The 21288-nt window shown below is 75.8% G+C and carries 26 protein-coding genes; 12 read left to right on the forward strand and 14 right to left on the reverse strand.

The features are described 5' to 3' along the window. Positions 1–107 precede the first annotated feature (107 nt). Complete coding sequence (locus tag HH311_RS27965; RefSeq protein WP_169187007.1) at positions 108–620, forward strand: SRPBCC family protein; 513 nt, start codon at positions 108–110, stop codon at positions 618–620. Then, the gene (locus HH311_RS27970; RefSeq protein ID WP_169187008.1) at positions 617–1651 is read left to right on the forward strand and encodes an LLM class flavin-dependent oxidoreductase; all 1035 of its coding nucleotides are present in this window, start codon (positions 617–619) and stop codon (positions 1649–1651) included. Before HH311_RS27965 ends, HH311_RS27970 begins: the two co-directional genes overlap by 4 nt. Positions 1652–1676: 25 nt before the next feature. Here HH311_RS27970 and HH311_RS27975 read toward each other — a convergent pair whose 3' ends face one another. The 6 genes from HH311_RS27975 to HH311_RS32900 all read right to left on the reverse strand — a co-directional run bounded on the left by HH311_RS27975 (position 1677) and on the right by HH311_RS32900 (position 7551). Next, positions 1677–2330, reverse strand: a complete 654-nt coding sequence (locus HH311_RS27975; protein WP_169187009.1) for an LUD domain-containing protein — start codon at positions 2328–2330, stop codon at positions 1677–1679. After that, a complete protein-coding gene (locus HH311_RS27980; RefSeq protein WP_169187043.1) occupies positions 2330–3784 on the reverse strand; it encodes a LutB/LldF family L-lactate oxidation iron-sulfur protein in 1455 nt (484 codons plus the stop codon). The genes HH311_RS27975 and HH311_RS27980 overlap by 1 nt, the downstream gene beginning before the upstream one ends. Positions 3785–3834: 50 nt before the next feature. Beyond that, positions 3835–4629 (reverse strand): (Fe-S)-binding protein, encoded by a 795-nt coding sequence (locus HH311_RS27985; protein WP_169187010.1) that lies wholly within the window; start codon positions 4627–4629, stop codon positions 3835–3837. A 203-nt stretch (positions 4630–4832) separates the two neighbouring features. Then, positions 4833–5699 (reverse strand): hypothetical protein, encoded by an 867-nt coding sequence (locus tag HH311_RS27990; RefSeq protein WP_169187011.1) that lies wholly within the window; start codon positions 5697–5699, stop codon positions 4833–4835. Between the two features lie 121 nt (positions 5700–5820). Further along, complete coding sequence (locus tag HH311_RS27995) at positions 5821–6960, reverse strand: YbhN family protein (RefSeq protein WP_169187012.1); 1140 nt, start codon at positions 6958–6960, stop codon at positions 5821–5823. Between the two features lie 111 nt (positions 6961–7071). Then, positions 7072–7551: a GNAT family N-acetyltransferase gene (locus tag HH311_RS32900; RefSeq protein WP_211190915.1), complete on the reverse strand. Its 480-nt coding sequence runs from the start codon at positions 7549–7551 to the stop codon at positions 7072–7074. Positions 7552–7608: 57 nt separating this feature from the next. Here HH311_RS32900 and HH311_RS28005 point away from each other — a divergent pair, with 57 nt between their 5' ends. Continuing rightward, complete coding sequence (locus HH311_RS28005; protein ID WP_169187013.1) at positions 7609–8892, forward strand: aspartate aminotransferase family protein; 1284 nt, start codon at positions 7609–7611, stop codon at positions 8890–8892. 4 nt (positions 8893–8896) lie between these two features. Here the strand turns inward: HH311_RS28005 and HH311_RS32905 are convergent, their stop codons facing one another. The 3 genes from HH311_RS32905 to HH311_RS28020 all read right to left on the reverse strand — a co-directional run bounded on the left by HH311_RS32905 (position 8897) and on the right by HH311_RS28020 (position 10610). Further along, positions 8897–9028: a hypothetical protein gene (locus HH311_RS32905; protein ID WP_282439758.1), complete on the reverse strand. Its 132-nt coding sequence runs from the start codon at positions 9026–9028 to the stop codon at positions 8897–8899. After that, the gene (gene corA, locus HH311_RS28015) at positions 9029–10075 is read right to left on the reverse strand and encodes a magnesium/cobalt transporter CorA (protein WP_312030455.1); all 1047 of its coding nucleotides are present in this window, start codon (positions 10073–10075) and stop codon (positions 9029–9031) included. It lies immediately after the preceding gene. A 67-nt stretch (positions 10076–10142) separates the two neighbouring features. Further along, positions 10143–10610: a hypothetical protein gene (locus tag HH311_RS28020; RefSeq protein WP_169187015.1), complete on the reverse strand. Its 468-nt coding sequence runs from the start codon at positions 10608–10610 to the stop codon at positions 10143–10145. A 124-nt stretch (positions 10611–10734) separates the two neighbouring features. On the opposite strand from HH311_RS28020, the gene HH311_RS28025 reads away from it, so the two are divergent. Next, entirely contained in the window at positions 10735–11358 is a 624-nt protein-coding gene (locus HH311_RS28025) for an L-threonylcarbamoyladenylate synthase (RefSeq protein ID WP_169187016.1), read from the forward strand. A gap of 3 nt (positions 11359–11361) precedes the next feature. Here the strand turns inward: HH311_RS28025 and HH311_RS28030 are convergent, their stop codons facing one another. Together HH311_RS28030 and HH311_RS32910 are read right to left on the reverse strand one after the other, a co-directional pair. Next, a complete protein-coding gene (locus HH311_RS28030; RefSeq protein ID WP_169187017.1) occupies positions 11362–11871 on the reverse strand; it encodes a DUF4333 domain-containing protein in 510 nt (169 codons plus the stop codon). A gap of 208 nt (positions 11872–12079) precedes the next feature. Further along, positions 12080–12577 carry an Hsp20/alpha crystallin family protein gene (locus HH311_RS32910; RefSeq protein WP_169187018.1) on the reverse strand — a complete coding sequence of 166 codons (498 nt, stop codon included), beginning with the start codon at positions 12575–12577 and terminating at the stop codon, positions 12080–12082. A 118-nt stretch (positions 12578–12695) separates the two neighbouring features. Between HH311_RS32910 and HH311_RS28040 the strand changes: the two genes are divergently transcribed. From HH311_RS28040 to HH311_RS28050, 3 genes are all read left to right on the forward strand, one after another. Continuing rightward, positions 12696–12980, forward strand: a complete 285-nt coding sequence (locus tag HH311_RS28040) for a hypothetical protein (protein ID WP_169187019.1) — start codon at positions 12696–12698, stop codon at positions 12978–12980. Positions 12981–13081: 101 nt separating this feature from the next. Further along, positions 13082–13849: a PP2C family serine/threonine-protein phosphatase gene (locus HH311_RS28045; RefSeq protein ID WP_169187020.1), complete on the forward strand. Its 768-nt coding sequence runs from the start codon at positions 13082–13084 to the stop codon at positions 13847–13849. A gap of 37 nt (positions 13850–13886) precedes the next feature. After that, positions 13887–14630 (forward strand): HAD family hydrolase, encoded by a 744-nt coding sequence (locus tag HH311_RS28050; RefSeq protein ID WP_169187021.1) that lies wholly within the window; start codon positions 13887–13889, stop codon positions 14628–14630. Here HH311_RS28050 and HH311_RS28055 read toward each other — a convergent pair. After that, positions 14619–15449, reverse strand: a complete 831-nt coding sequence (locus HH311_RS28055) for an N-acetylmuramoyl-L-alanine amidase (RefSeq protein ID WP_312030456.1) — start codon at positions 15447–15449, stop codon at positions 14619–14621. The genes HH311_RS28050 and HH311_RS28055 overlap by 12 nt on opposite strands. Positions 15450–15540: 91 nt before the next feature. Then, complete coding sequence (locus HH311_RS28060; RefSeq protein ID WP_169187022.1) at positions 15541–16965, reverse strand: MFS transporter; 1425 nt, start codon at positions 16963–16965, stop codon at positions 15541–15543. A gap of 169 nt (positions 16966–17134) precedes the next feature. Between HH311_RS28060 and HH311_RS28065 the strand changes: the two genes are divergently transcribed. Next, the gene (locus tag HH311_RS28065; RefSeq protein ID WP_169187023.1) at positions 17135–17488 is read left to right on the forward strand and encodes a YciI family protein; all 354 of its coding nucleotides are present in this window, start codon (positions 17135–17137) and stop codon (positions 17486–17488) included. A gap of 2 nt (positions 17489–17490) precedes the next feature. After that, positions 17491–18708: a DUF6596 domain-containing protein gene (locus HH311_RS28070; protein ID WP_312030457.1), complete on the forward strand. Its 1218-nt coding sequence runs from the start codon at positions 17491–17493 to the stop codon at positions 18706–18708. Positions 18709–18711: 3 nt separating this feature from the next. On the opposite strand, the gene HH311_RS28075 is transcribed toward HH311_RS28070, so the two are convergent. Beyond that, positions 18712–19554, reverse strand: coding sequence for an SAM-dependent methyltransferase (locus HH311_RS28075; RefSeq protein WP_169187024.1), 843 nt, complete (start codon positions 19552–19554; stop codon positions 18712–18714). Positions 19555–19758: 204 nt separating this feature from the next. On the opposite strand from HH311_RS28075, the gene HH311_RS28080 reads away from it, so the two are divergent. From HH311_RS28080 to HH311_RS28090, 3 genes are all read left to right on the forward strand, one after another. After that, the gene (locus HH311_RS28080) at positions 19759–20664 is read left to right on the forward strand and encodes a helix-turn-helix transcriptional regulator (protein ID WP_169187025.1); all 906 of its coding nucleotides are present in this window, start codon (positions 19759–19761) and stop codon (positions 20662–20664) included. Positions 20665–20788: 124 nt separating this feature from the next. Next, complete coding sequence (locus tag HH311_RS28085; RefSeq protein ID WP_169187026.1) at positions 20789–21022, forward strand: DUF397 domain-containing protein; 234 nt, start codon at positions 20789–20791, stop codon at positions 21020–21022. Continuing rightward, positions 21019–21270: a hypothetical protein gene (locus HH311_RS28090; protein ID WP_169187027.1), complete on the forward strand. Its 252-nt coding sequence runs from the start codon at positions 21019–21021 to the stop codon at positions 21268–21270. Before HH311_RS28085 ends, HH311_RS28090 begins: the two co-directional genes overlap by 4 nt. The last annotated feature ends 18 nt before the right edge of the window (positions 21271–21288 follow it).

Genomic DNA, 21288 nt, shown 5'->3' on the forward strand with positions numbered 1-21288 from the left:
CGCCCGGCGCCGGGCGACCACGCCCCTGCCGCGGTGAGCTGGGTGGTGAACCACAACCCAGGGGCTCTAGGGTGCCGGGAACGCCCCCGGAACCCGAGGAGCCCACGATGGAGTGGACCGGCGCCCGCTACGCCGACCAGCCCGAGGTCGAGGTCGAGACCTGGGTGGCGGCGCCGCCCGACCGGGTGTGGCCGCTGGTCAGCGACGTCGAGCGGATGCCGGGCATGAGCGGCGAGCTGCGGGCCGTCGAGTGGGCCGACGGCGCGACCGGCCCGGCCGCCGGCGCCCGCTTCGTCGGGCACAGCAGCCACCCCGCGCTGGGCGAGTGGTCGGCGACGGCGACCGTGGTCACCTGCGAGCCCGACCGGGAGTTCGCCTGGGAGGTCGACGGCGAGGACGGCCCGGCCGCGCGGTGGTCGTTCCGGATCTCCGACGACGACGGCGGGTCACGGGTGCGCCAGCGGGTGCGGCTCGGGCCGGGGCGCTCCGGGCTGAGCCACGCGATCGACCGCATGCCGGACAAGGAGCAGAAGATCGTCCACGTGCGGCTGCGCGAGTTCGAGGCGTCGATGCAGGCGACGCTGGAGGCGATCCGCGCCGCTGCCGAAGCGTCGTCGTGAGGACCGCGACGACCGTCGAGGCATCGTCCGACCGGGACGTCGTCGACTTCGTCGTCGAGGCCGAGCGCCTCGGGCTCGACGAGTGCTGGGTGGCCGAGGCGTGGGGCTCGGACGCGCCCTCGGTGCTCGGCTTCCTCGCCGCGCGGACCGATCGCCTGCGGCTCGGCGCGGGGGTGGTGCAGGTCGGGACGCGGACCCCGGTCGCCGTCGCGCAGGCCGCGCTGACCCTCGACACGCTCTCCGGCGGGAGGTTCGTGCTCGGGCTGGGGTCGTCCGGTCCCGGGGTGATCGAGGGCCTGCACGGCGTGCCGTTCGCGCGGCCGCTGACCCGGATGCGGGAGACGATCGACGTGGTCCGGCAGGCGTTCGCCGGGGAGAGGATCGCCTACTCGGGGCGGACCGTGACCATCCCGCTGCCCGGCGGCGAGGGGCGACCGATGCGGTTGTCGACGCCGGCGAACCCCGACCTGCCGATCTACGTGGCGTCGCTGTCCCCGCGGATGCTCGAGCTCACCGGCGAGCTGGCGGACGGGTGGCTCGGCACCAGCTTCGTGCCCGAGGGCGCGGCGGCCTACCTCGACCACCTCGACGCCGGGCTCGCGCGGGCCGGGCGCACCCGCGCCGACCTGACGATCTGCCAGGGCGCCGAGGTCGCGTTCGCCGAGGACGAGGCGCAGCTGGCCACGATGGTCGCGGCGCGGCGGCGGGGCCTGGCGTTCTCGCTGGGCGGGATGGGCACCGCGAGCACGAACTTCTACCACGACGCCTACGCGCGGCAGGGCTGGTCGGACGTCGCCGACGCGGTCCGTGAGCGGTGGCAGGCCGGCGACCGCGACGGTGCCGCGGCACTCGTCCCCGACGAGATGGTGCTGGCCACGACGCTGCTCGGCACCGAGGAGATGGTGCGCGACCGGCTGCGGGTGTGGCGCGACGCCGGTGTCGACACCGTCCGGCTCTACCCCGCGGGCGACACGCTCGACGAGCGTCTGACGACGCTGGGGCGTGCGATCCGGTGCGCTCCGCGCTCGTGAGCAGAAAGTGTCGCTATAGCGACACTTAGTGCTCACGAGCGCGAAGCGCACCTAGAAGGACCACGTCCAGCCGCCGCGGCCCGTGGACACCCTCGACGCGGTCCAGCTCGATGTCGCTGGTGGCCGACGGCCCGGACACGAACGTGAGCGGGCGGGACGGGTCGAGCCGCGCGATCGCCTCGGGCACCGAGGAGACGACGTCGGCGGCGCGGATGACGCACACGTGGTGGTCGGGCACCAGCGTGATGGCCCGGCGTCCCTGGTCCGGGGCACCCGAGGCCAGGACGAACGTGCCGGTCTCGGCGATCGCCACCGCGACCCCGGTGACCACCGCGTCGAGGTGGTCGAGCTCGTCGACGGTGGCGGGCGGCTCGTCCCGGCGCACCCGGCCGGGATGGTCGGCCAGCCAGGCGTCGGACAGCCCCGGCGGCACGACGACGGCCGCCGCCGGCCCGAGGAACGCGGCCACCGCGCCCGCGACGTCGTCCTCGGCCGCCACCCGCCTGACCGAGGCGCCGTAGTCGGTCAGCGTCTCCTCGAGCCGCGCCACGACCGCCTCGCCGCCGGGCTCGTGGCGCCCCGCCGACCGGTACTCGCGGGGCACGACGACGGCGGTGGCCGGTGCCCCGGCGTCCCGCGCCGTCCGCAGCCGCGCGAGCACCTCGGAGCGGGCGTCCATCACGTCTCCCCGTGGGTGCGGGCCCACCACTGCCGGAAGGTCTCCGCGGGCGGCGCGGGCACGTCGCGGGCGTTCGTCCAGCCCGAGAGCGGCCAGGGCAGCGTCGAGATCCGTCCCTTGCGCCCGGCCAGCACCCGGCCCACGCCCAGCGCCCGCTCCGCGAGCTTGAACCGGCCCGGCGTCGTCATCGCGATCGCCGCGGCCTGCATGGCGATGTCCTGCCCCGTCGGCCGGGTGTGGGCCTCGACGGCGGCCGCCCGCTGCGCCACCAGCAGCGAGGGGATGTCGATGCGCACCGGGCAGGCGTCGAAGCACGCCCCGCACAGCGAGGAGGCGTAGGGCAGCGTGGCGTTGACGTCGTCGGGGCCGGTGATCCCGGTCATCTGCGGCGAGAGCACCGCCCCGATCGGCCCCGGGTAGATCGAGCCGTAGGCGTGCCCGCCGGTGCGCTCGTAGACCGGGCAGACGTTCAGGCACGCCGAGCAGCGGATGCAGTGCAGCGCCTGACGCCCCTGCGCGTCCGCGAGCACGTGCGAGCGGCCGTTGTCGAGGAGCACCAGGTGGAACTCCCGCGGGCCGTCGCCCGGGGTCACCCCGGTCCACGTCGACGTGTACGGGTTCATCCGCTCGCCGGTCGAGGAGCGCGGCAGCAGCTGGAGGAACACCTCGAGGTCGCGCCAGGTGGGGACGACCTTCTCCACGCCCATCACGGTGATCAGCGTCTCGGGCAGGGTCAGGCACATCCGCCCGTTGCCCTCGGACTCGACGACAGAGATCGTGCCGGTGTCGGCGACGGCGAAGTTGACGCCGGAGATCCCGACCTTCGCCGACAGGAACTTCCGCCGCAGGTGCGCACGGGCCGCCATCGCGAGGCGGCGGGGCTCGTCGGTCAGCCCCGGGTCCACGTCCGGCATCTCCCGCAGGAAGATCTCCCGGATCTCGGCGCGGTTGCGGTGGATCGCCGGGACGAGGAAGTGCGAGGGCCGGTCGTCGGAGAGCTGCACGATCAGCTCGGCGAGATCGGTCTCGAACGCCGCGACGCCCGCCCCCGCGAGCGCCTCGTTGAGCCCGGTCTCCTGGGTGGCCATCGACTTGACCTTGACGACCTCGTCGGCGCCGGTGGCCCGGACCAGGTCGACGACGACGCGGTTGGCCTCCTCGGCGTCGCGCGCCCAGTGCACCACCCCGCCGCGCTCGGTGACCCGGGCCTCCAGCTCCACCAGCAGCTCGGGCAGCCGCGACATGGTGTCGGCCTTGATCGCCTCCCCGGCCCGGCGCAGCTCCTCCCAGTCGTCGAGCTCGGCGACCACCCCGGCGCGCTTCGCACGGATGGTGCGGGTCGCGTGTCCGAGGTTGCGACGCAGCTGGGTGTCGGCGAGCGCGCGGTGCGCCGCGGTCGGGAAGCCCTCGCGGCCGCGGAGGTGCCCGTGCGGGTCCGACGCCGGGGTCGGCATCCCCAGATCGATGGTCCGGCTCCGCTGCGCTGCGCGTCCGTGATCGACGCTCACGGCCGCACCTCCGCCCGGTCGAACACGAAGTCGGCCGACCGGTCCTCGCGGTCGGTGGACGCGAGGATCTCCGCCAGGTGCACCGTCCGGACCCCCGAGCGCAGCCGCGAGAGCCCGCCGCCGATGTGCATGAGGCACGAGGAGTCCCCGGCCGTGCACACCTCGGCCCGCGACGAGAGCACGTTCGCCATCTTGTCGGCGAGCATCGCCGTCGAGGTCTCGGCGTTCTTCACCGCGAAGGTGCCGCCGAAGCCGCAGCACACCTCGGCGTCGGGCAGCTCCACCAGCTCCAGCCCGCGCACCGCGCGCAGCAGCCGCAGCGGCTTGTCCCCCACCCGCAGCATGCGCAGGGAGTGACACGTCGGGTGGTACGTGACGCGGTGGGGGTAGTAGGCGCCGACGTCGGTCACGCCGAGCACGTCGACCAGCAGCTCCGCGAGCTCGTAGGTCCGCTCCGCGCCCTGCTCCGCCGCCCGCGCCAGGCCCTCGTCGCCCGCGCGCCGGGCGACCATCGCGTGCTGGTGGCGCACGCAGCCCACGCACGACCCCGACGGCGCCACCACCGCGTCGACGCCCTCGTCCAGCGCCCGGCCGAACACCTCGACGTGGTGGCGCACCACCGGCAGCGCGGCGTCGAGGTAGCCGGTGTTGACGTGCATCTGCCCGCAGCAGGTCTGGTCCGCCGGGAACACCACCTCGTGGCCCAGCCGCTCCAACAGGTCCACGGTGGCGATCGGTGCCCGCGGGAACAACGCGTCCCCGAGGCAGGTCGCGACCACGGCGATCCGCATCGGCTGCCCTTCTCCCGCGACGGTGATGTCGCTGGGAGTGTGCACGCCGGGCGGGCCGGGCGCTCATCTCCGGCCCGGACGTCAGGAAAGTCTCGTTGCGGACACTGGACGTCAGGAAAGCGGCGTTCGCGATCGGGCGGGTCGCCCGCGGGTCGACGACGGTTTCCTGACACCCAGCGTCCGGAACGGGTCGTTCCTGACACTCAGCCGACGGGCGCGACCGCCGGCTCCGCCGTCTCGGCCGGCCGGCGCGGCTCGGCGGAGATCGTGGGCACCGGGCCGGAGGCCGGGGAGGTCCGGGGCACCGGGCAGCCGTCGTCGGGCTGCGGGCCGCGGACGAGGTCCAGCGTCACGGGCTCGAAGCCGAGGAGACGCTGGAAGTCGCGCGTCGCGGGGTCGAGGAACAGCGCCGTGTCGGCGCCGAGGTGCCGGACCCCCCGCGCGGCCAGCTCGGCCACGAGGTGCGCGGCGAGCAGGAAGCGCGAGGCACCGGTCTCGCGACCCGGGGCGGCGAGCAGCAGGTCGAGCCGCGCGAAGGCCCCGTCGATCGAGGTCAGGGCCACGACCTCGGTGACGTCCGCCGCGTCGCGGGCGAGCCAGGCCTGCACCAGCCCGGACTGCAGGTCGGCGCGCACCGACTCGACGAGTCCCTCCTCGCCGCGCGAGCGCAGCACCCCGCCGATGCGCACCTCGGCCTCGACGCGCCCCATCCGCCGGCACGTCACGCCGGCCGCCGCGGCGCGCGCGGCACCGACCCGCACCGCCTGCCGGGCGGGCCCCGCCAGGTAGTCCTCGCCCGCGACGGGGAGGGTCAGCACCGACACCGCCAGCCGGCTGGGCACCCCGTGCCGACGCGCGCCGTAGGCGGCCTCCATGCGCTCGCCGAGCGCCGTCGGCGAGCAGCTCACCCGCAGCTCGGGGAGCTCGGCGAGCACCGGCAGCCGATCGCGCAGCGCGGGCACCGCGCACGCCATCGTCGCCGCCGCGCGCCGCATCCGGGCCGCACCGTCGCGGCCCTGCAGGGCCTCGCCGAGACGCACGAACTCCGGATCCGCCAGTCCGCTGTCCACACACGCCCCCGTCAGTCGTGTCCGCCGTGGAACCGGAGGTCCCACGCTGTCCACTCCCGACAACGGCGCGTCCGTATGGAGTTCCTGATACTCCGAACGGCTCACACCACTATTAAGACGTTCAGACCACTCGACCAGGTGACGGCGGGCCCGACCGGGCCGAGGGGAAGGGCATCGTCCGGATCTCGCCGTCGGCGTCCTCGACGGGGCCGCGGGGGTCGTCGCCCTCGAGCGGGCCCTCGTCGCCGTGGGCGTGGACCCAGAGCCACGCGAGCCAGCCCACCGCGGCGACCCCGACGAAGCTGATCAGGCGGTAGAGCAGGACGGCGGCGAGCGCGGGCTGCGAGGGCACCCCGCCGGCGACGAGCGCGGCGAGCAGGGCGCCGTCGACCAGCCCGAGACCTCCGGGCAGGAACGCCGCGCTGGAGGCCGCCGTCGCCGCCGCGTAGGCCACCAGGACCAGCGAGAGGGTCATGCCGTTCGCCCCGACGGCGACGCAGCAGGCCGCGAGGCAGGCGATGTCGAGGAGCCAGTTGAAGAGCGCGGAGAGCCCGACGACGACCCGCCCGCGGCCGGGCAGGTCGATGAGCGCGAGGCCCTCGATCTGGTGGGTGAGCTCGCCCACCCCGGTCTCGCGCGGGCGGCGGCGGGCCCGGTTGAGCAGGCGCAGGCCCGCGATGCCCACCGCGGTGATGACGCCGGGCCGGCGGCTGACGACCACGATGAGCGTCCCGAGCGCCACGATCCCGGCGAGCTGGAGCACCTGCGGCCCGAGCGTCGTGGCGCGCCCGTTGACCACCAGCGCGGAGCCGACGGCGATGCCGGCGAGCGCGAGGCTCGCGGCGACCCCGCCGGTGACCATCGTCCAGGTCGTCACCGGGCCGCTCGCGCCCCAGCCGCGGCGCTTGCGGAAGGTGTAGGCGGTGGAGAGGGCGGCGCCGCCGGGCACCGTGAGGTGCAGGGCGTTCGCGGCGAGGGTCACCAGCACGACCGCCCGGAAGCGCACCCGGACCGCGGCCGCCCGGAGCAGGCGGTGGTGCAGCAGGGCGAAGGCCAGGATCGAGCCCGCCTCGCACGTGATCGCGAGGGCGACCCAGAGCACGTCGGCGGCCGCGAGCGCCGCGCCCGCGGCGCGGATCGTCGGGAGGATCCACACGCACCCGACGGCGAGGGCCGCGACCACGACGGCCCCGGCGACCACGCGTGCGGGGCGTCCGGACGCGACCCGGTGCGCCGACCGCACCACGCCCTCGACCGTCACTCCCACACCTCCACTGTCCTCCATGGACCGCCCCACGGGCACGCCGGGGCGAGGCGACGGACGTCGCACCCGCAGATGTCCGCTCCGGTCCGGATCGACACGTCGCCCTCGTCACGCGGTCGGGTCGAGGCGCCACCAGCGGGCGGGGGCGTCCGGCGCGGCCTCGTCGCGGGCGGGATCGCGGGTGAACCCGGCGCGCTCGAGGACCCTCGCCGACGCGACCGCCCCCGGGTCGGTGCGGGCCACCACCCGGCGCACCCCGGCCGCGCGGGCCCGCTCGACCCACACCCGCACCGCCGCCGTCGCGAGGCCGCGGCCCCGGTGGGCGGGCGCGACCTGGTAGCCGATCTCGACCTCGCCGTCACGGGGCGGCCCGGTGAACCCGCCCATGCCGACCACCGTCCGGTCGTCGATGATCAGGTGCGTCAGCCAGGCGGGGTCGATCCCGCCCTCGAGCGCCTCGACGGTCGGCTCGAGCGCCCCCGGCACCGCCCAGCCCGGCGCGAGCGCCAGCCCGAAGCGCGCCGGGAAGGCCTCCGGCTCGAAGGCGAGCGTGACCGCCTCCTCGACGCGGCACGGGCGGACCTCCACATCCACCGACGCTAGGTGGGTGCCCCCGGGGCCCGCGAGCGACCACAATCGGCTCCCATGGCAACGCTCTGGCACCCCTTCTCGGACATGGCCGCCGTCGCCGACCACGAGTTCGTCGTCGACCGCGCCGAGGGCGTGTGGGTGTACGACGAGGCGGGCCGGCGCTACCTCGACGGTTGCGCGAGCCTCTGGTACGCCAACGTCGGGCACGGGCGCACGGAGATCGTCGAGGCCGCGACGCGGCAGATGGCGCAGCTCGAGGCGTACTCGTGCTTCGCCGACATCGCGAACCGCCCGGCCCTCGAGCTCGCCGACCGGCTCTCGGCGCTCGCGCCCATGAGCCCCGGCGAGACGAAGGTCTTCTTCGGCTCCGGCGGCGCCGACGCGATCGACACCGCCGTGAAGCTGGCGCGCGGCTACTGGCAGGCCCGCGGCGAGCACCAGCGCGTGCACATCGTGTCCCGGGAGACCGGCTACCACGGCACGCACGGGTACGGGACCTCGATCGTCGGCATCCCCGCCAACCGCGAGGGCTGGGGCGTGCTCGCCGGGGAGAACACCGTGGCGCCGCAGGACCTCGACGGCGTGGAGAAGGTCTTCGCCGACGTCGGGCCCGAGCGCATCGCCGCGTTCGTCATGGAGCCGGTGACGGGCGCCGGCGGGGTGCACATCCCGCCGGCCGGCTACGTCGAGGGCGTCGCCGAGCTGTGCCGCCGCCACGGCGTGCTGCTCGTGATCGACGCGGTGATCTGCGGGTTCGGCCGGCTCGGCACGTGGTGGGGCATCGAGCGCTTCGGCGTGCAGCCCGACCTGGTCACCTTCGCCAAGGGCGTGACGTCGGGCTACCTGCCCCTCGGGGGCGTGCTCGTCTCGCCGCAGGTCGCCGAGCCGTGGTGGACGACGCCGGGCGAGCGGACCCTGCGCCACGGCCCGACCTACTCCGGCCACCCGACGTGCTGCGCGGCCGGGCTGGCGACGCTGGACATCTACGAGCGCGAGGACCTCATCCCGCGGGGGCAGCAGCTCGAGGCCGCGCTGGAGGCGGCGCTGGCGCCGCTGCGCGACCACCCGTACGTCGCCGAGGTCCGGGCCGGTCTCGGGCTGCTCGCGGCGGTCGAGCTCACCCCGGAGGTCCTCTCGTCGGTGACCGACGCGCCGAACGCGCTGCTGCGCGGGGCCCGCGACGCGGGCGTCCTCGTGCGCGGGCTCGGCAAGGGCGTGGCCGTGTCCCCGCCGCTCACCATCGGCGACGACGAGCTCCGGCTGCTCGGCGAGGGCCTGCGGGCCGGGCTCGACGCGCTGCCCGCGGAGCCACCGGTCCCGAGTGCGCCGGGCGCCTGACGCCTCAGACGAGCAGGTCGACGGCGAGGTCGCGCGGGACCACCACGAGGTTCGCCTGCGTGTACCCGGGGCACCAGCCGGCCGTCGGCACGGCGAGCCCCGCGCGGAACCGGGCCCGGGCCTCGTCGGGGGTCACCTACAACCACCCCCGCTTCTTGAACACCAGGTAGAGCACCACCGACGCGGCGATCATGAGCCCGATGGCGAAGGGGTAGCCGTACTGCCAGTGCAGCTCGGGCATGTCGTCGAAGTTCATCCCGTAGACGGCGCCGATGAGCGACGGGGTGAACAGGATCGCCGCCCAGGAGGAGATGCGCTTGACCTCCTCGCCCTGGGCCAGGCTGGTCTCGGAGAGCCGCCGCATCTCCTCGTTCTGCCGCTGGCCCACCAGCGAGGCGTTGACGGTGAGCAGGCGCTCGAGGAGCTGCCGGTAGCCGTCTGCGGCCTCCACCGCCTGCTCGACGTGGTCGGCGACGTCGCGCAGGTTGCGGTGCAGGTCGACGATCGCCGGGTCGTCCCCCGAGGTCTCGGCCAGCAGGAAGCGGAGCATCCCGCGCAGCGGGTCGGTCGCCCGCTGGAACTCGATGACCTCGCGGGAGAGCCGGTAGATGCGCCGGGAGACGTCGGGGTCGCCGCCGAACACCTCGGTCTCGATCTGGTCGATGTCGCGGCGCAGCTCGGAGATCACCGGCGCGTAGTCGTCGACGACGCGGTCGAGGATCCCGTAGAGCACCGCGCGGGGTCCGAGCTTGAGCAGGTCGGGGTCGTCCTCGAGGCGGCGGCGGACGTCGGCGAGGTCGGGGTACTCGGCGTGGCGGACGGCCACCACGAAGTCGGAGCCGAGGAACAGGTGTACCTCGCCGACCTGGACGTCCTCGTCCTCGTCGACGTACCAGGCGGGGCGCAGGACGACGAACTCGACGTCGTCGTAGCGCTCGATCTTGGGACGCTGGTGGGCGGTGACCGCGTCCTCGACCGCCAGCTCGGGGAGGTGGAAATCGCGGGCCACACCCGCCATCTCGGCGTCGTCGGGCCGGAGCAGGCCGATCCAGGCGAAGTCGGACCCGGAGCCGCCACCGTCCCGGGACTCGTCGTCGCGCAGCAGCCCGAGGGTGCGGTCCAGCGAGTCCGGCTCGGCCTCACGGCGCCCGGCCCGGTAGACGGCGTTGTCGACGACGCTCACGGGAAGGGGGGTACCCCATGTGAACGGATGTGGCTGCCAGGGCGACCTCATCCGTTCACGTGGGGCGCTAGCCCCCGATCTTGAGCAGCTGGGGCTTCGGGGGGACCGCGGACGCCGGCTTCGGCGCCGGGGCGGGGGCCGGGGCGCTCGCCTGCTGCGCGCCGGACGTCGAGGCGCCCGCGGCGTGCGTCGTCGCCGGGGCGGTGTCCGTGCCCTCGTCCTCGCCCTGGTCCGAGGAGCCGTCCGAGCCCGAGGGGCACGACCCCCCGACGCCCAGCGGCACGTCGCCGAGCACGTCGCAGAGGGTCTGCGAGGCGATCGTGTCCGCGGCGTCGCCCTGGTAGGCGGCGTCGTCGACGTCCTGGTGACGGTGCGAGTGACCGTGGGAGTGCCCCCGGTCCCCGCCGTCCGTGGCGAACGCGGTCCCACCGGTGAGGAGCCCCGTGGTCGCCGTCGTCACGAGGGCGGCCGCCACGCCGGCGGTGGCGGTGACGGTGCGGCCCGGGTGGTGTCCGGGGATGGAGTGCGCGCCCATGGTGGTCCTCCTGCTCCTCGGGCCGACGACCGTCGGGCCCGCATCGCGGGTCTCGGTTCGGTCACGGTTCCCCCCGATCGGGCGCACCCACACGTCACGGTTCGCGGTGCCTACCCTCGACGGGGTGGCCCGCTACTACGACGTGCACCCGCAGAACCCCCAGCGCCGCACCATCGGCCAGGTGGTGGGCCTGTTGCGTGAGGACGGGCTGATCGTCTACCCGACCGACTCCGGCTTCGCCCTGGGCTGCCGCATCGACGCCCGGGAGGCGGTGGAGCGCATCCGGTCGCTGCGCCGGCTCGACGACCGGCACCACTTCACCCTCGTGTGCCGGGACTTCGCCCAGCTCGGGCAGTTCGTCGAGGTGTCGAACCCGGTGTTCCGCGCGGTGAAGGCCGCGACGCCCGGGCCGTTCACCTTCATCCTGCCCGCGTCTCGGGAGGTGCCGCGCCGTCTCGCGCACCCGAAGAAGCGCACGGTCGGGGTCCGGATCCCCGACAACGCCGTGGTCCGGGACCTGCTCGACGAGCTCGGTGAGCCGCTGCTGTCCAGCACGCTGCTCTTCCCCGGCGAGACCGAGCCGCCGACGGAGGGCTGGGACGTGGCCGAGCGGGTCGGTACCGCGGTCGACGCCGTGCTGGACTCCGGCGACCAGGTCAAGGAGCCCACGACCGTCGTCGACCTCTCCGGCGAGGAGCCGGAGATCGTCCGCCAGGGCGCCGGCGAGGAGCGGGTCTGGCGCTGGTGAGGGCTATCCCCGGGCGAGGGCGAAGTGGACGTCGCGCCCGGAGATCGAGTCGACGGTCGCCCGGTAGGGCACCGTCGCGCCGTCCAGCGTCGCGGTGCAGGTCATGACGGCACCGAGCCGCGCGGGCAGCGGGCCGGGGCAGCGCACCGACCCGGCGGGCAGGGGCACCGTCCGTTCGATGGTGCTCTGCACCGAGGCCGCGGGCAGGTCGTCCGACGGCAGCCAGTTCTGGGGCAGGGCGACGAGCAGCGCGACGGCGAGCGCCGCCTCCGCGAGGGTGAGCAGGACCCCGACGACGACGGCGGCCGTCGCGGCGGCGCGTCCGGTGAGCTCGGGGCCGTCCGTCGCCCGCACCGACCGGGCGATGCGTTGGCGGGCCACGATCCCGGCCGCCAGGCCGATCGGGGGGACGAGGACGGCGAGGACGACCGCGACGACGGCGAGCCGGGAGGTCCGGCGGGGCCGCGCACCGGGGAGCCGCCGCGGGCCGTCCGCGGGGAAGGCCGAGCGCACGGGTGGACGGGGCGGCACCGGCCGCGGCGGGACGGGCCCCGGGCGGCCGGGAGGCGGGCCCTGCACGGTCATCCCGGTCTCCGACGGTCGTACGGACGAGCCCCGCGAGCCTACGAGGTCCCCCGGACACGACGACGCCCGCGGGGCGGGCGGCCGGGGTGGCCGCCCGCACCCGCGGGCGTCGGTGGTGGACCCGGAGGTCCGGTGATCAGGCCTCGGAGCCCTCGGACGGGCCCTCGGTGCCCTCGGCCGGGGCGGCCTCGTCGGACGCGACCCCGCTGATGGCGATCCGCTGCGACTCGGGCTCGGCGTGCACGCCGGAGACGCGCACGCTCAGCACCCCGGCGTCGTACGAGGCGGAGACGGCCTCGGGACCGACGTGCTGCGGGAGCGAGAAGCTGCGGCGGAAGGAGCCGCGACGGGTCTCGCGGAAGCCCTCGCCGGTGTGCTCGTCGCGGCGCTCACCGCGGACGACGAGCCGGTGGCCGACGACCTCGACGGTGACGTCGGAGGCCACGTCGACGCCGGGCAGCTCGAGGCGGACGACCGCGTCGTCGCCCTCACGGACGACGTCGGCGGCCGGGACGTACCAGGCCGACTCGGCGGCGCGGGTCGGGGTGCCGAAACGGCGGAGCAGGGCTGCCGGGTCGGTGAAGCCGAACGGTGCGAACGGGGCCCGCGGCCCCCAGAAGGTCAGTGCGCTCATGGTGGTTCTCCCTCGGTGCAGGCCCATCCTTGCGGGCCTCTGACTCCGACAACGTGAGTCCGTCAGACTCAATTCCCGGGACTGCCAGGAAGTTCGGCGGACGAGGAGACTGGCGGGCATGACGAGCAGCGAGCCCGATCCGGCACCGGCCCCGGACGTCGTCGACGCGGAGATCGTCGAGTCGGTGCCCGCCGAGCCGGCGGCCCCGGACTACACCGAGGCCGGCGTCCCCACGTTCGACTTCGTGCGCGACCGCATCGAGGGCCGCGTCGCGACCGCGCAGGGCCGCGACGAGCTGGACGCCGAGACCCCGGAGGGCCGGACCCTGGCCCAGCAGGAGGCCGACCGGGACGCGGCCGCCCGCGAACGGCTCGAGCAGATCCGACGCAGCATGGGCGGCTGACCCGCGCGCGCTCGGGGCTGCTCCACACCACCGGCTCAGCACCCTCACAGCCTCCCCCCGCACCGTGGATCCCGGGGCCCGGTGGAGACGGAGGTCGGACGATGAGCGTGGCGGTGGTCGCGGATCGGCGCGAGGACGCGGCGGCGGAGGCGCACCCGTGGTGGTCGGCCTCGGAGCGCGGCCCCCGGCGCCACCAGGCCGACGCGGCCGCCGGCTTCCGGGGCCGCGACGGGCGGATCGCCGTCGCGGTCGCCGACGGTGTCGGGGACTCGTCCGCCGCCGCGACCGCGGCCCGCGCCGCCGCGGACCACGCCGTGCGGGCGGCCGTGCTCGACGGTCGTGCCGATCTCGCCGTGCTCGCCGCCCGTGACGTGCTGCTGGCCGCCGGCTGCTCGCTCGCCGGCGACGCCGCGCTGACCGTCGCGCTCGGACCCGGTCCCGGATCGGTCCGGGCACCGTGGGCCGTCGCGTGGGTGGGCGACTGCCGCGCCTGGTCGTGGGACGGCCGGGCGCTCCACCCGCTCACCCACGACCACACCGTCGCCGCCGAGATGCGCGCCGCCGGCGTCGTCGTCGCCCCGCGTCTCGAGCACGTGCTCACCACCAGCGTGCGCACGGTGCGGGGCGCCACCGAGATCGGCCTGACCGCGGTGCCCGCGCCGACCGCCCTCGTGCTGGCCAGCGACGGCGTCCACCGCCGCCTCGACCCGGCCCGCCTCGCCGGTGTCGTCGCCCACGTCCCGGCGCCGGCGCTCCCCCGCACCCTCGTCGACACGGCGCGTTCCGCCGGCACGACGGACAACGCGACCGCCCTCGTCGTCGACACCCGCGCGGTCGCCCCGGCGATCCCCGTCCCGCGGCGCCCGTGACCGGGGCCGGGCCGGGCGGCCCGGCAGACTGATCGGGATGCGCGCCCTGTTCGACCTCACCGCCGCCTACGAGCCCTCCGACGACGAGCGCCGCGCGCCGGTCCCCGCGGTGGCGGCGGTGCTCGTGGACTTCTCGAACACGCTGTTCCACATGATCGACGCCCGCACGTGGCTCGCCCGGGTGGCGACGGCGAGCAGGCGCGACCTGGACCCCGACGCCGTGCTCGCCGACGTCGCCGCCGCGGCCGCGGCGCCCGAGGTGGTGGCGGCGCAGGTCGGCCGGGACCTCTCCGACACCGCGCACCGCGAGGCGATGCGGGCCTGGTTCTCCCGGGTGCCGGCGCTCGCGGGCGCCGAGGACACCGCGGTGGACGTGCTGCGCGCCCCGGACGCCTGGGTGCCCTACCCGGACACCGCGGAGGTGCTGGAGGCACTCGCGGCGCGGGAGGTGCCGGTCGGGGTGGTCTCCGACATCGGGTGGGACATCCGGGTGCACGCCCGCCACGCCGGTCTCGAGCACCTCGTCGGGTCCTGGACGCTGTCCTGCGAGCTCGGCGCCGAGAAGCCCGATCCGGCGGTGTTCCGGGCCGCGTGCGCGTCGCTGGGCGCCGACCCCCGCGCCACGCTCATGGTCGGTGACAACCCGGCCCGCGACGGCGGCGCGACCGCGGTGGGGTGCCGGGCGTTCCTGCTGCCCGCCGAGCACCGCACCGGCGAGCGCGGCCTGCGCGTCGTGCTCGACCTCGTCGGGCAGCCGGTCGGGGCCCGCTCACCCCAGTGACGCCGCCAGCGCGTCGGCGAGCCGCTGCTGTCCCTGCGGGGAGCGGGCCAGCGCGGCGTCGGCGGTGTTGCGCAGGTTGGCGCACTCGACGAGGACGCTGGGCACCGTCGCGAGGTTGAGCCCCGCGATGTCGCCCCGCGGGTCGAGGCCGCCCTTCCCGATATAGGTCGCGGGCGTGAACCCGGCGGCGCGCATCGAGGTGACGGCCGCGTCCGCGAGCGCCCGGGCCGGCCCCCGCTGCGCGGCGTTCAGCGGGGGCGACGAGTAGAGGACGTGGAAGCCGTGGCCGCCGGTGGGCCCGCCGTCGGCGTGCACCGAGATCACGGCGGCCGCGCCCGCCCTCGCCCCGGCCTCGCCGCGGACGTCGACGCAGGGCCCGACGCCGTCGTCCGAGTCGCGGGTGAGCACCACCCGGAAGCCCCGGGCCCGCAGCCGGGCCGCCAGGTCCTGCGAGACCGCCCAGGTGAACGCGTGCTCCGGGTAGCCGTCGGCGGTGCTCGCGCCGGTGGTGTTGCACGGCTTGGTCCCGCCGCGGCCGTCCGGCACCGGGCGGTCGATGCCGGAGCCGGGGCCGTTGCGGCCGTTGTGCCCGGGGTCGATCACGACGGTCGCACCCGCCGGGATCGGGAAGGCCCCGGGCCGGGCCGTCGTCGTCGTGGTCGTGGTCGCGGGGCCGGGCGCGGCCGGCGCCGGATCGGCGACCGGGGAGGGCGGCGGGGAGGGCGCGGCCGGGGCGCTCCCGGGGCCGGCGCAGCTGCCCAGCAGGGCCACGAGGACGGCGACCAGGACGACGCGCGACGGGCTCGGACGGGACGGCACGCCGCAGATGGTGACGGCCGGAGCGTCGGAGGCGGGGACGCGGGCCCCGTGTCGCGACCGGAACCGTGTCGGGTGCCGCGACCGGTGAGCGTCAGACGGCGCCGCGGGCCCGCACCGCGGTGACCCCGCCGACCAGCGCGATCAGCCCCAGACCGCCGTAGAGCAACCGGGCGGAGCCGGCCGGGTCGGACCCGAGCGCGACGGCCACGCCCGAGTACGACGCGCCGACCGCGAAGGCGAGCATCTGCACCATCGTGATCGCGGCCGAGGCCCGTTCCCCCTCGGCGTCGTCCTCGGGGTCCTCGCCGCCGGTCCCCGGGGACATCGCCGCCGCGGACATGTGCGGCCACGCCATCCCGACCCCGGCACCGGCCGCGATGAGCGCCACCACCCACGTCAGCACCAGTCCGGTGCCGGCGTCGGCCTGCTGGGTCGCGGTGAGCACCACGAACCCGGCGACGACGACCACCGGGCCGGCGGTCGCGCACGCCCGGGCCCGGCCGACGCTCGCGCTGACCATCTCGGTGACCACCCAGCCCGAGGCCAGGCAGACCCCGAGGAAGCCCGCGGTCAGCGGGGCCAGGCCGCCGAGCCGCTGCCCGAACAGGGGCACGAACGCCTCGACGGCGGCGGCGCTCATCATCACCGCCATCGTCAGGTAGAGCGCCGCCAGCCGCCCGCCCCGGTGGAAGGTCGCGGCCGGGAGGATCCGGGCGCCGGACCCGCCCGCGCGGCGCTCGACGACCACCAGCGCCGCGAGCAGGGCGACCGCGACCACCAGGCCACCGGCCGCGAGGGCGATGCCCCGCGCGGTGACGCCGTCGCCGGACACCGCGAGCCCGGACACCGAGAGCACCACGGAGGCGCCCGCGACGAGCAGGACCGAGAGGAGCGGGAACGGGCCCGGCACCACGGTGGGGGCCCGTGCGGAGCGCCGGAGCCCGGCCGGCACACCGGCCGCGACCGCGACCGTCCCCAGGACCAGGGCGACGAACGCCAGCCGCCAGTGGCCGAGCTCGGCGAACACCCCGCCCAGCACCGGCCCCACGAGCAGGCCGACCCCCCACATCGCCGAGATCGAGGCACTCGCCCGGGTCCAGAGCCGCTGCGGCAGCGCGACGCGGATCAGCCCGTAGGCCAGACCAGCCAGCAGGCCACCACCGACGCCCTGCAGCGCCCGCCCGACGAGCAGGACGGCCATGTCGGAAGCGATCGCGTCCACCGTCGTGCCGAGCCCGAACGCGGCCAGCGCGAGGACGTACGCGCGCCGGGCCGGCCACCGCGCGAGCAGGCGGCTCACCAGCGCGGAGGAGACGACCGCGGTCAGCAGGTAGACCGTGGTGACCCACGCGTAGAAGGGCTCGCCGCCGATCTCGGCGACGGCGGACGGGAGCAGGCTCGCCGTCACGTAGGTGTCGACCGCGAAGAGGAGGACGCCGCCGCAGAGGACCGCCACCGTCCCCCGCCGGCCGGCCGCGAGGAGGTCCCGCCAGCTGCCCCGCCCGCCGTCGTCCACGTCCTCCCAAGCTACGGACCGCCCCGGAGGGCCGCCTGCCCGTCCCGGACGACGGGCACGCACGCGACGTGGCCCGGATCACACCGCCACGCTGTCGATCCGCGGCCCCGCCGGGCGTGGAGGGGACGATGGTCGCCGCACCCCGCGGGGCCGGCCGGAGGAGGACGCCATGACCCGCTACCTGCTCGCGATCCAGCAGCCCGACGGACCCGACGCGGTGCCACCCGGGCCGGACGAACTGGCGGCGATCATGCGCGACGTCGAGGCGGTGCGCCACGACATGGTCGACGCCGGCGTCTGGGTGTTCTCCGGAGGGCTGCACTCCGCGAGCAGCGCCACGGTGGTGCGTTCGCGCGGCGAGGACGTGCTGCTCACCGACGGCCCCTACGCCGAGGGGAAGGAGCAGATCGGCGGGCTCACGATCCTCGACGCCGAGGACCTCGACGCCGCGCTGCACTGGGCCGGGCGGCTGGCGCGGGCGATCCACCCGCTGCCGATCGAGGTCCGGCCCTTCCAGGACTGAGCGTGGCCGACGACGTCGCCGACGTGTTCGCCCGCGAGTACGGGCGGTGCGTCGCCACCCTGACCCGGCTCCTCGGCGACATCGACCTCGCCGAGGAGGCGGTCGGGGACGCCTTCCGGGTCGCCGTCGAGCGGTGGACCGCCGGCACGCCGCCGAACCCGGGCGGCTGGATCGTCACGACCGCCCGCCGCCGCGCCATCGACCGGCTGCGGCGGGACGCGACGCGGCGGGACGGTCAGGTCGCCGCGGCCCGGCTGGCGCGGGCGGCCGCGACCGGCGGGGACGCCGTGGAGGAGGTGGGCCCGGTGGACGACGACCGGCTCCGGCTGCTGTTCACGTGCTGCCACCCCGCGCTCGCCGCGCCCGCCCGGGTCGCGCTGACCCTGCGACTGCTCGGCGGGCTGGACACGCCCGCGATCGCGCGGGCGTTCCTGACCTCCGAGGCGACGATGGCCCAGCGCCTGGTGCGGGCGAAGGCGAAGATCCGGGACGCGCACGTGCCGTTCCGGGTGCCCCGCGAGGCGGACCTGCCCGACCGGCTGCGGTCCGTCCTCGCCGTCGTCTACCTGGTCTTCACCGAGGGGCACACGGCGACCTCGGGCACGTCGGACCGCCCCGACCTCGCCGCCGAGGCGGTCCGCCTGGCCCGCCTCGTCGTCGAGCTCATGCCCGACGAGCCCGAGGCGCAGGGTCTCCTGGCGCTGCTCCTGCTCACCGACGCCCGCCGGGCGGCACGCGTCGGTCCCGACGGGTCCCTGGTCCCGCTCACCGAGCAGGACCGGTCCCGGTGGGACGCGGCGGCGATCGCCGAGGGCCACGCGCTGGTCCGGCGCTGCCTGCGGCGTGGCACCCCGGGGCCCTACCAGATCCAGGCCGCGATCAACGCCGTCCACACGGACGCGGCGACGGCGTCGGACACGGACTGGCACCAGATCCTCGCGCTGTACGACCAGCTCGGCGCCCTCGATCCCAGCCCGGTCGTCGCGCTGAACCGGGCGGTGGCGCTCGCGGAGGTGGCAGGACCGGCCGCCGCGCTCGCCGTCGTCGACGGGCTCGACCTGCCGCGGCACCACCTCCGCGACGCGATCCGCGCGGACCTCCTCACCCGGCTGGACCGGCCGGACGAGGCCCGGGCGGCGCTGGACGCCGCGCTCGCGGGCACGGCGAACCCGGGCGAGCGGGAGCTGCTCACCCGTCGTCGGGACGCGCTCCCGGGCTGACCGCTACCGCTTGCGGCCGACCGCGCCCAGCGCGCAGCGCTGCGCGGGGGCGAGGGGCCGCAGGCGCGGACCGTCGGGCCACCAGTCGGAGAGCAGCACGAGACCCGGGTCGACGAGCTCGAGGCTCGCCGGGATCATCGCCTCGATCTGGGCGCGGGTGCGGAAGAGCCCCGTGCCCATCGGGCTGTTCACCATCACGTGCTCGATGCGGCGGGCGACCGCGCTGTCGTCGTCCTCGGGGTCGAGGAAGTGGGTCAGCGCGACGTAGGAGCCCGAGGGCAGGGTGTCGACGTACGCCGCGACGACCTCCGCCGGCGTCGGCGTGCCGTCGTGGTGGTGCAGGACGCCGAGCAGGAACAGCGCGATCGGGGTGTCGAAGTCCAGGAACGAGCGGATCGTCGCGTCCCCGACGACCTCGGCCGGGGAGAAGATGTCGGCGGGGACGAACAGCGTCTGCTCGTCCTGCTCGAGCAGCGCGCGCCCGTGGGCGATCACCGACGGGTCGTTGTCGACGTAGACGACCTTCGACTCCGGGGCGAGGCGCTGCGCCACCTGGTGGGTGTTCTCGGCCGTCGGCAGGCCGGAGCCGAGGTCGAGGTACTGCCGCACGTCGGTCTGCGTCGCGATGAAGCGGGTGACGCGGATGAGGAAGGCGCGGTGGTCGAGCGCGAGCTCCTGGACCTCGGGGACCACGTCGCGCATCCGTTGGAAGACCTCGCGGTCGACGGCGTAGTTGTCCTTGCCGCCGAGCGTGGCGTTGTACACCCGCGCGATGCTGGCCTTGTCCCGGTCGACCCGGACCGGGCCACCGGCGGCCGCCTGCGCCGACCGGGCCGTACCTGCCATGCCTGTCCCCACTGCTCGTCACCGTCGTCGACGGATCGTCGCCGATCGCGACGATGCCCCGCGCACGACCGTAGGACCCGGTCCGGGCCCCGCGGTGATCAGGGTCGAAGCGTACGGAATCCCGCCGACGACCTGTAGTCTCCTCGTTCCGGGCCGTGACCGCGGCCACGCACGGCCCACCCCGAGGGCGACCGGAGGACATCCGTGGCCACCGAGCAGGCTCCCGACCCGCAGGCCCCCGACCCGCACGACGGGACCGGCGCCGACGACGTGGGCCCCACCGCGCGGCGGATCATCGTGGGCGCCCAGCTCAAGCGGCTCCGCGAGCAGGCCGACATCACCCGCACGGCCGCCGGCTACCACATCCGCGGCAGCGAGTCGAAGATCAGCCGGATGGAGTCCGGCAAGGTCGGCTTCAAGCCCCGCGACATCGAGGACCTCCTGACGCTCTACGGCGAGCACGACGAGGAGCGCCGCGGGCACCTGCTCGGCATCGCGATGCGCAGCAACGAGCCCGGCTGGTGGCAGCGCTCCGGCGACGCCGTGCCGGAGTGGTTCTCCGAGTACGTCGGCCTCGAGTCGGCGGCCGTGCGCATCCAGACCTACGAACTGCTGTTCGTGCCCGGCCTGCTCCAGACCGAGGACTACGCGCGGGCGATCGTCACCCGCGGGCACCCCGAGGGCGCCGACGCCGTGACCCAGGAGCGGGTGCGCGTGCGGATGGCCCGCCAGCGGCTCCTCGCCCGGCCCGACGCTCCGCACCTGTGGGCGGTCCTCGACGAGTCGGTGCTCCACCGGCCGATCGGCGGCCACCAGGTCCTGGCCGGCCAGCTCGACCACCTCGTCGAGATGTCGCGCCGGCCGAACGTCACGCTGCAGGTCGTTCCCAACGCCCTCTCCGGGTACGGCGGCGAGGCCACCTTCACGCTGCTGCGGTTCGCCGAGCCCGACGTCCCCGACATCACCTACATCGAGGGCCTCACCGGCGCGCTCTACCTCGACCGTCGCGCCGAGGTCGAGGAGTACGCCCGCGTGATGGACGAGCTGACCATCGACGCGTACAGCCCCGAGGAGACCCGCGCGCTCCTGACGAAGCTCCGCGCCGGCTGAGCCGACCACGCCCGACGTGACCGGGGCAACACCCTCCGTCATCGTCTGCACATGCAGATGCGGTTCGCCGGTGTTACGGTCACTCGCACGGCAAGCAGCACGTGCGAGAGGACGGGTGCCCGGCATGCACACCTCGGCGTCGCGCCTCGTCGGCGCGCAGTGGCGCAAGAGCCGCCACAGCGGCAAGCTCGGCAACTGCGTCGAGCTCGCGGCCGTCCCCGGCGGGGCCCGGGTGGCGGTCCGCAACTCCCGCTTCCCCGACGAGCCCGCGCTGCTGCTGACGCGGGCCGAGCTCGGCAGCCTGCTCTCCGAGGTCAAGGCCGGGCACTTCGACGACCTCCTCGAGGGCGTGGGATGACCACCGTCCCGCTCTCGCCCCGCGCGCTGTGGCTGACCTGCGCGCTCGACGGGCGCGACCACGCCGTCGTCGACCACGACCCGGCCTCCGGCGCGCACCTCTCGGCGTGCGCCAGGACGGTCTGGGCGTCCTCGCTCGCGAGCCCGCCGGCCACGCGGTGCGCCGACTGCCGGGATGCCGTGGGCGAGCCCGCCACCGACCGGCGCGCCGGCCGGATCGGGCGCTGGCTCGGCCGCCGCGCGGCCTGACGTGACCGCCGGGCTCTC

The sequence above is a fragment of the Actinomycetospora sp. TBRC 11914 genome (genome assembly GCF_012933465.1).
Lineage (GTDB): Bacteria > Actinomycetota > Actinomycetes > Mycobacteriales > Pseudonocardiaceae > Actinomycetospora.

Excerpts from the sequence above, each read along its gene's own strand:
- HH311_RS28020 (WP_169187015.1), bottom strand. The coding sequence starts at position 10,610 with ATGGGCGCGCACTCCATCCCCGGACACCACCCGGGCCGCACCGTCACC.
- HH311_RS28040 (WP_169187019.1), top strand. The coding sequence starts at position 12,696 with ATGACGAGCAGCGAGCCCGATCCGGCACCGGCCCCGGACGTCGTCGAC.
- HH311_RS28065 (WP_169187023.1), top strand. The coding sequence starts at position 17,135 with ATGACCCGCTACCTGCTCGCGATCCAGCAGCCCGACGGACCCGACGCG.
- HH311_RS28085 (WP_169187026.1), top strand. The coding sequence starts at position 20,789 with ATGCACACCTCGGCGTCGCGCCTCGTCGGCGCGCAGTGGCGCAAGAGC.
- HH311_RS27965 (WP_169187007.1), top strand. The coding sequence starts at position 108 with ATGGAGTGGACCGGCGCCCGCTACGCCGACCAGCCCGAGGTCGAGGTC.
- HH311_RS27985 (WP_169187010.1), bottom strand. The coding sequence starts at position 4,629 with ATGCGGATCGCCGTGGTCGCGACCTGCCTCGGGGACGCGTTGTTCCCG.
- HH311_RS28045 (WP_169187020.1), top strand. The coding sequence starts at position 13,082 with ATGAGCGTGGCGGTGGTCGCGGATCGGCGCGAGGACGCGGCGGCGGAG.
- HH311_RS28090 (WP_169187027.1), top strand. The coding sequence starts at position 21,019 with ATGACCACCGTCCCGCTCTCGCCCCGCGCGCTGTGGCTGACCTGCGCG.
- HH311_RS27975 (WP_169187009.1), bottom strand. The coding sequence starts at position 2,330 with ATGGACGCCCGCTCCGAGGTGCTCGCGCGGCTGCGGACGGCGCGGGAC.
- HH311_RS28075 (WP_169187024.1), bottom strand. The coding sequence starts at position 19,554 with ATGGCAGGTACGGCCCGGTCGGCGCAGGCGGCCGCCGGTGGCCCGGTC.
- HH311_RS27980 (WP_169187043.1), bottom strand. The coding sequence starts at position 3,784 with ATGCCGACCCCGGCGTCGGACCCGCACGGGCACCTCCGCGGCCGCGAG.
- HH311_RS32910 (WP_169187018.1), bottom strand. The coding sequence starts at position 12,577 with ATGAGCGCACTGACCTTCTGGGGGCCGCGGGCCCCGTTCGCACCGTTC.
- HH311_RS28005 (WP_169187013.1), top strand. The coding sequence starts at position 7,609 with ATGGCAACGCTCTGGCACCCCTTCTCGGACATGGCCGCCGTCGCCGAC.
- HH311_RS28050 (WP_169187021.1), top strand. The coding sequence starts at position 13,887 with ATGCGCGCCCTGTTCGACCTCACCGCCGCCTACGAGCCCTCCGACGAC.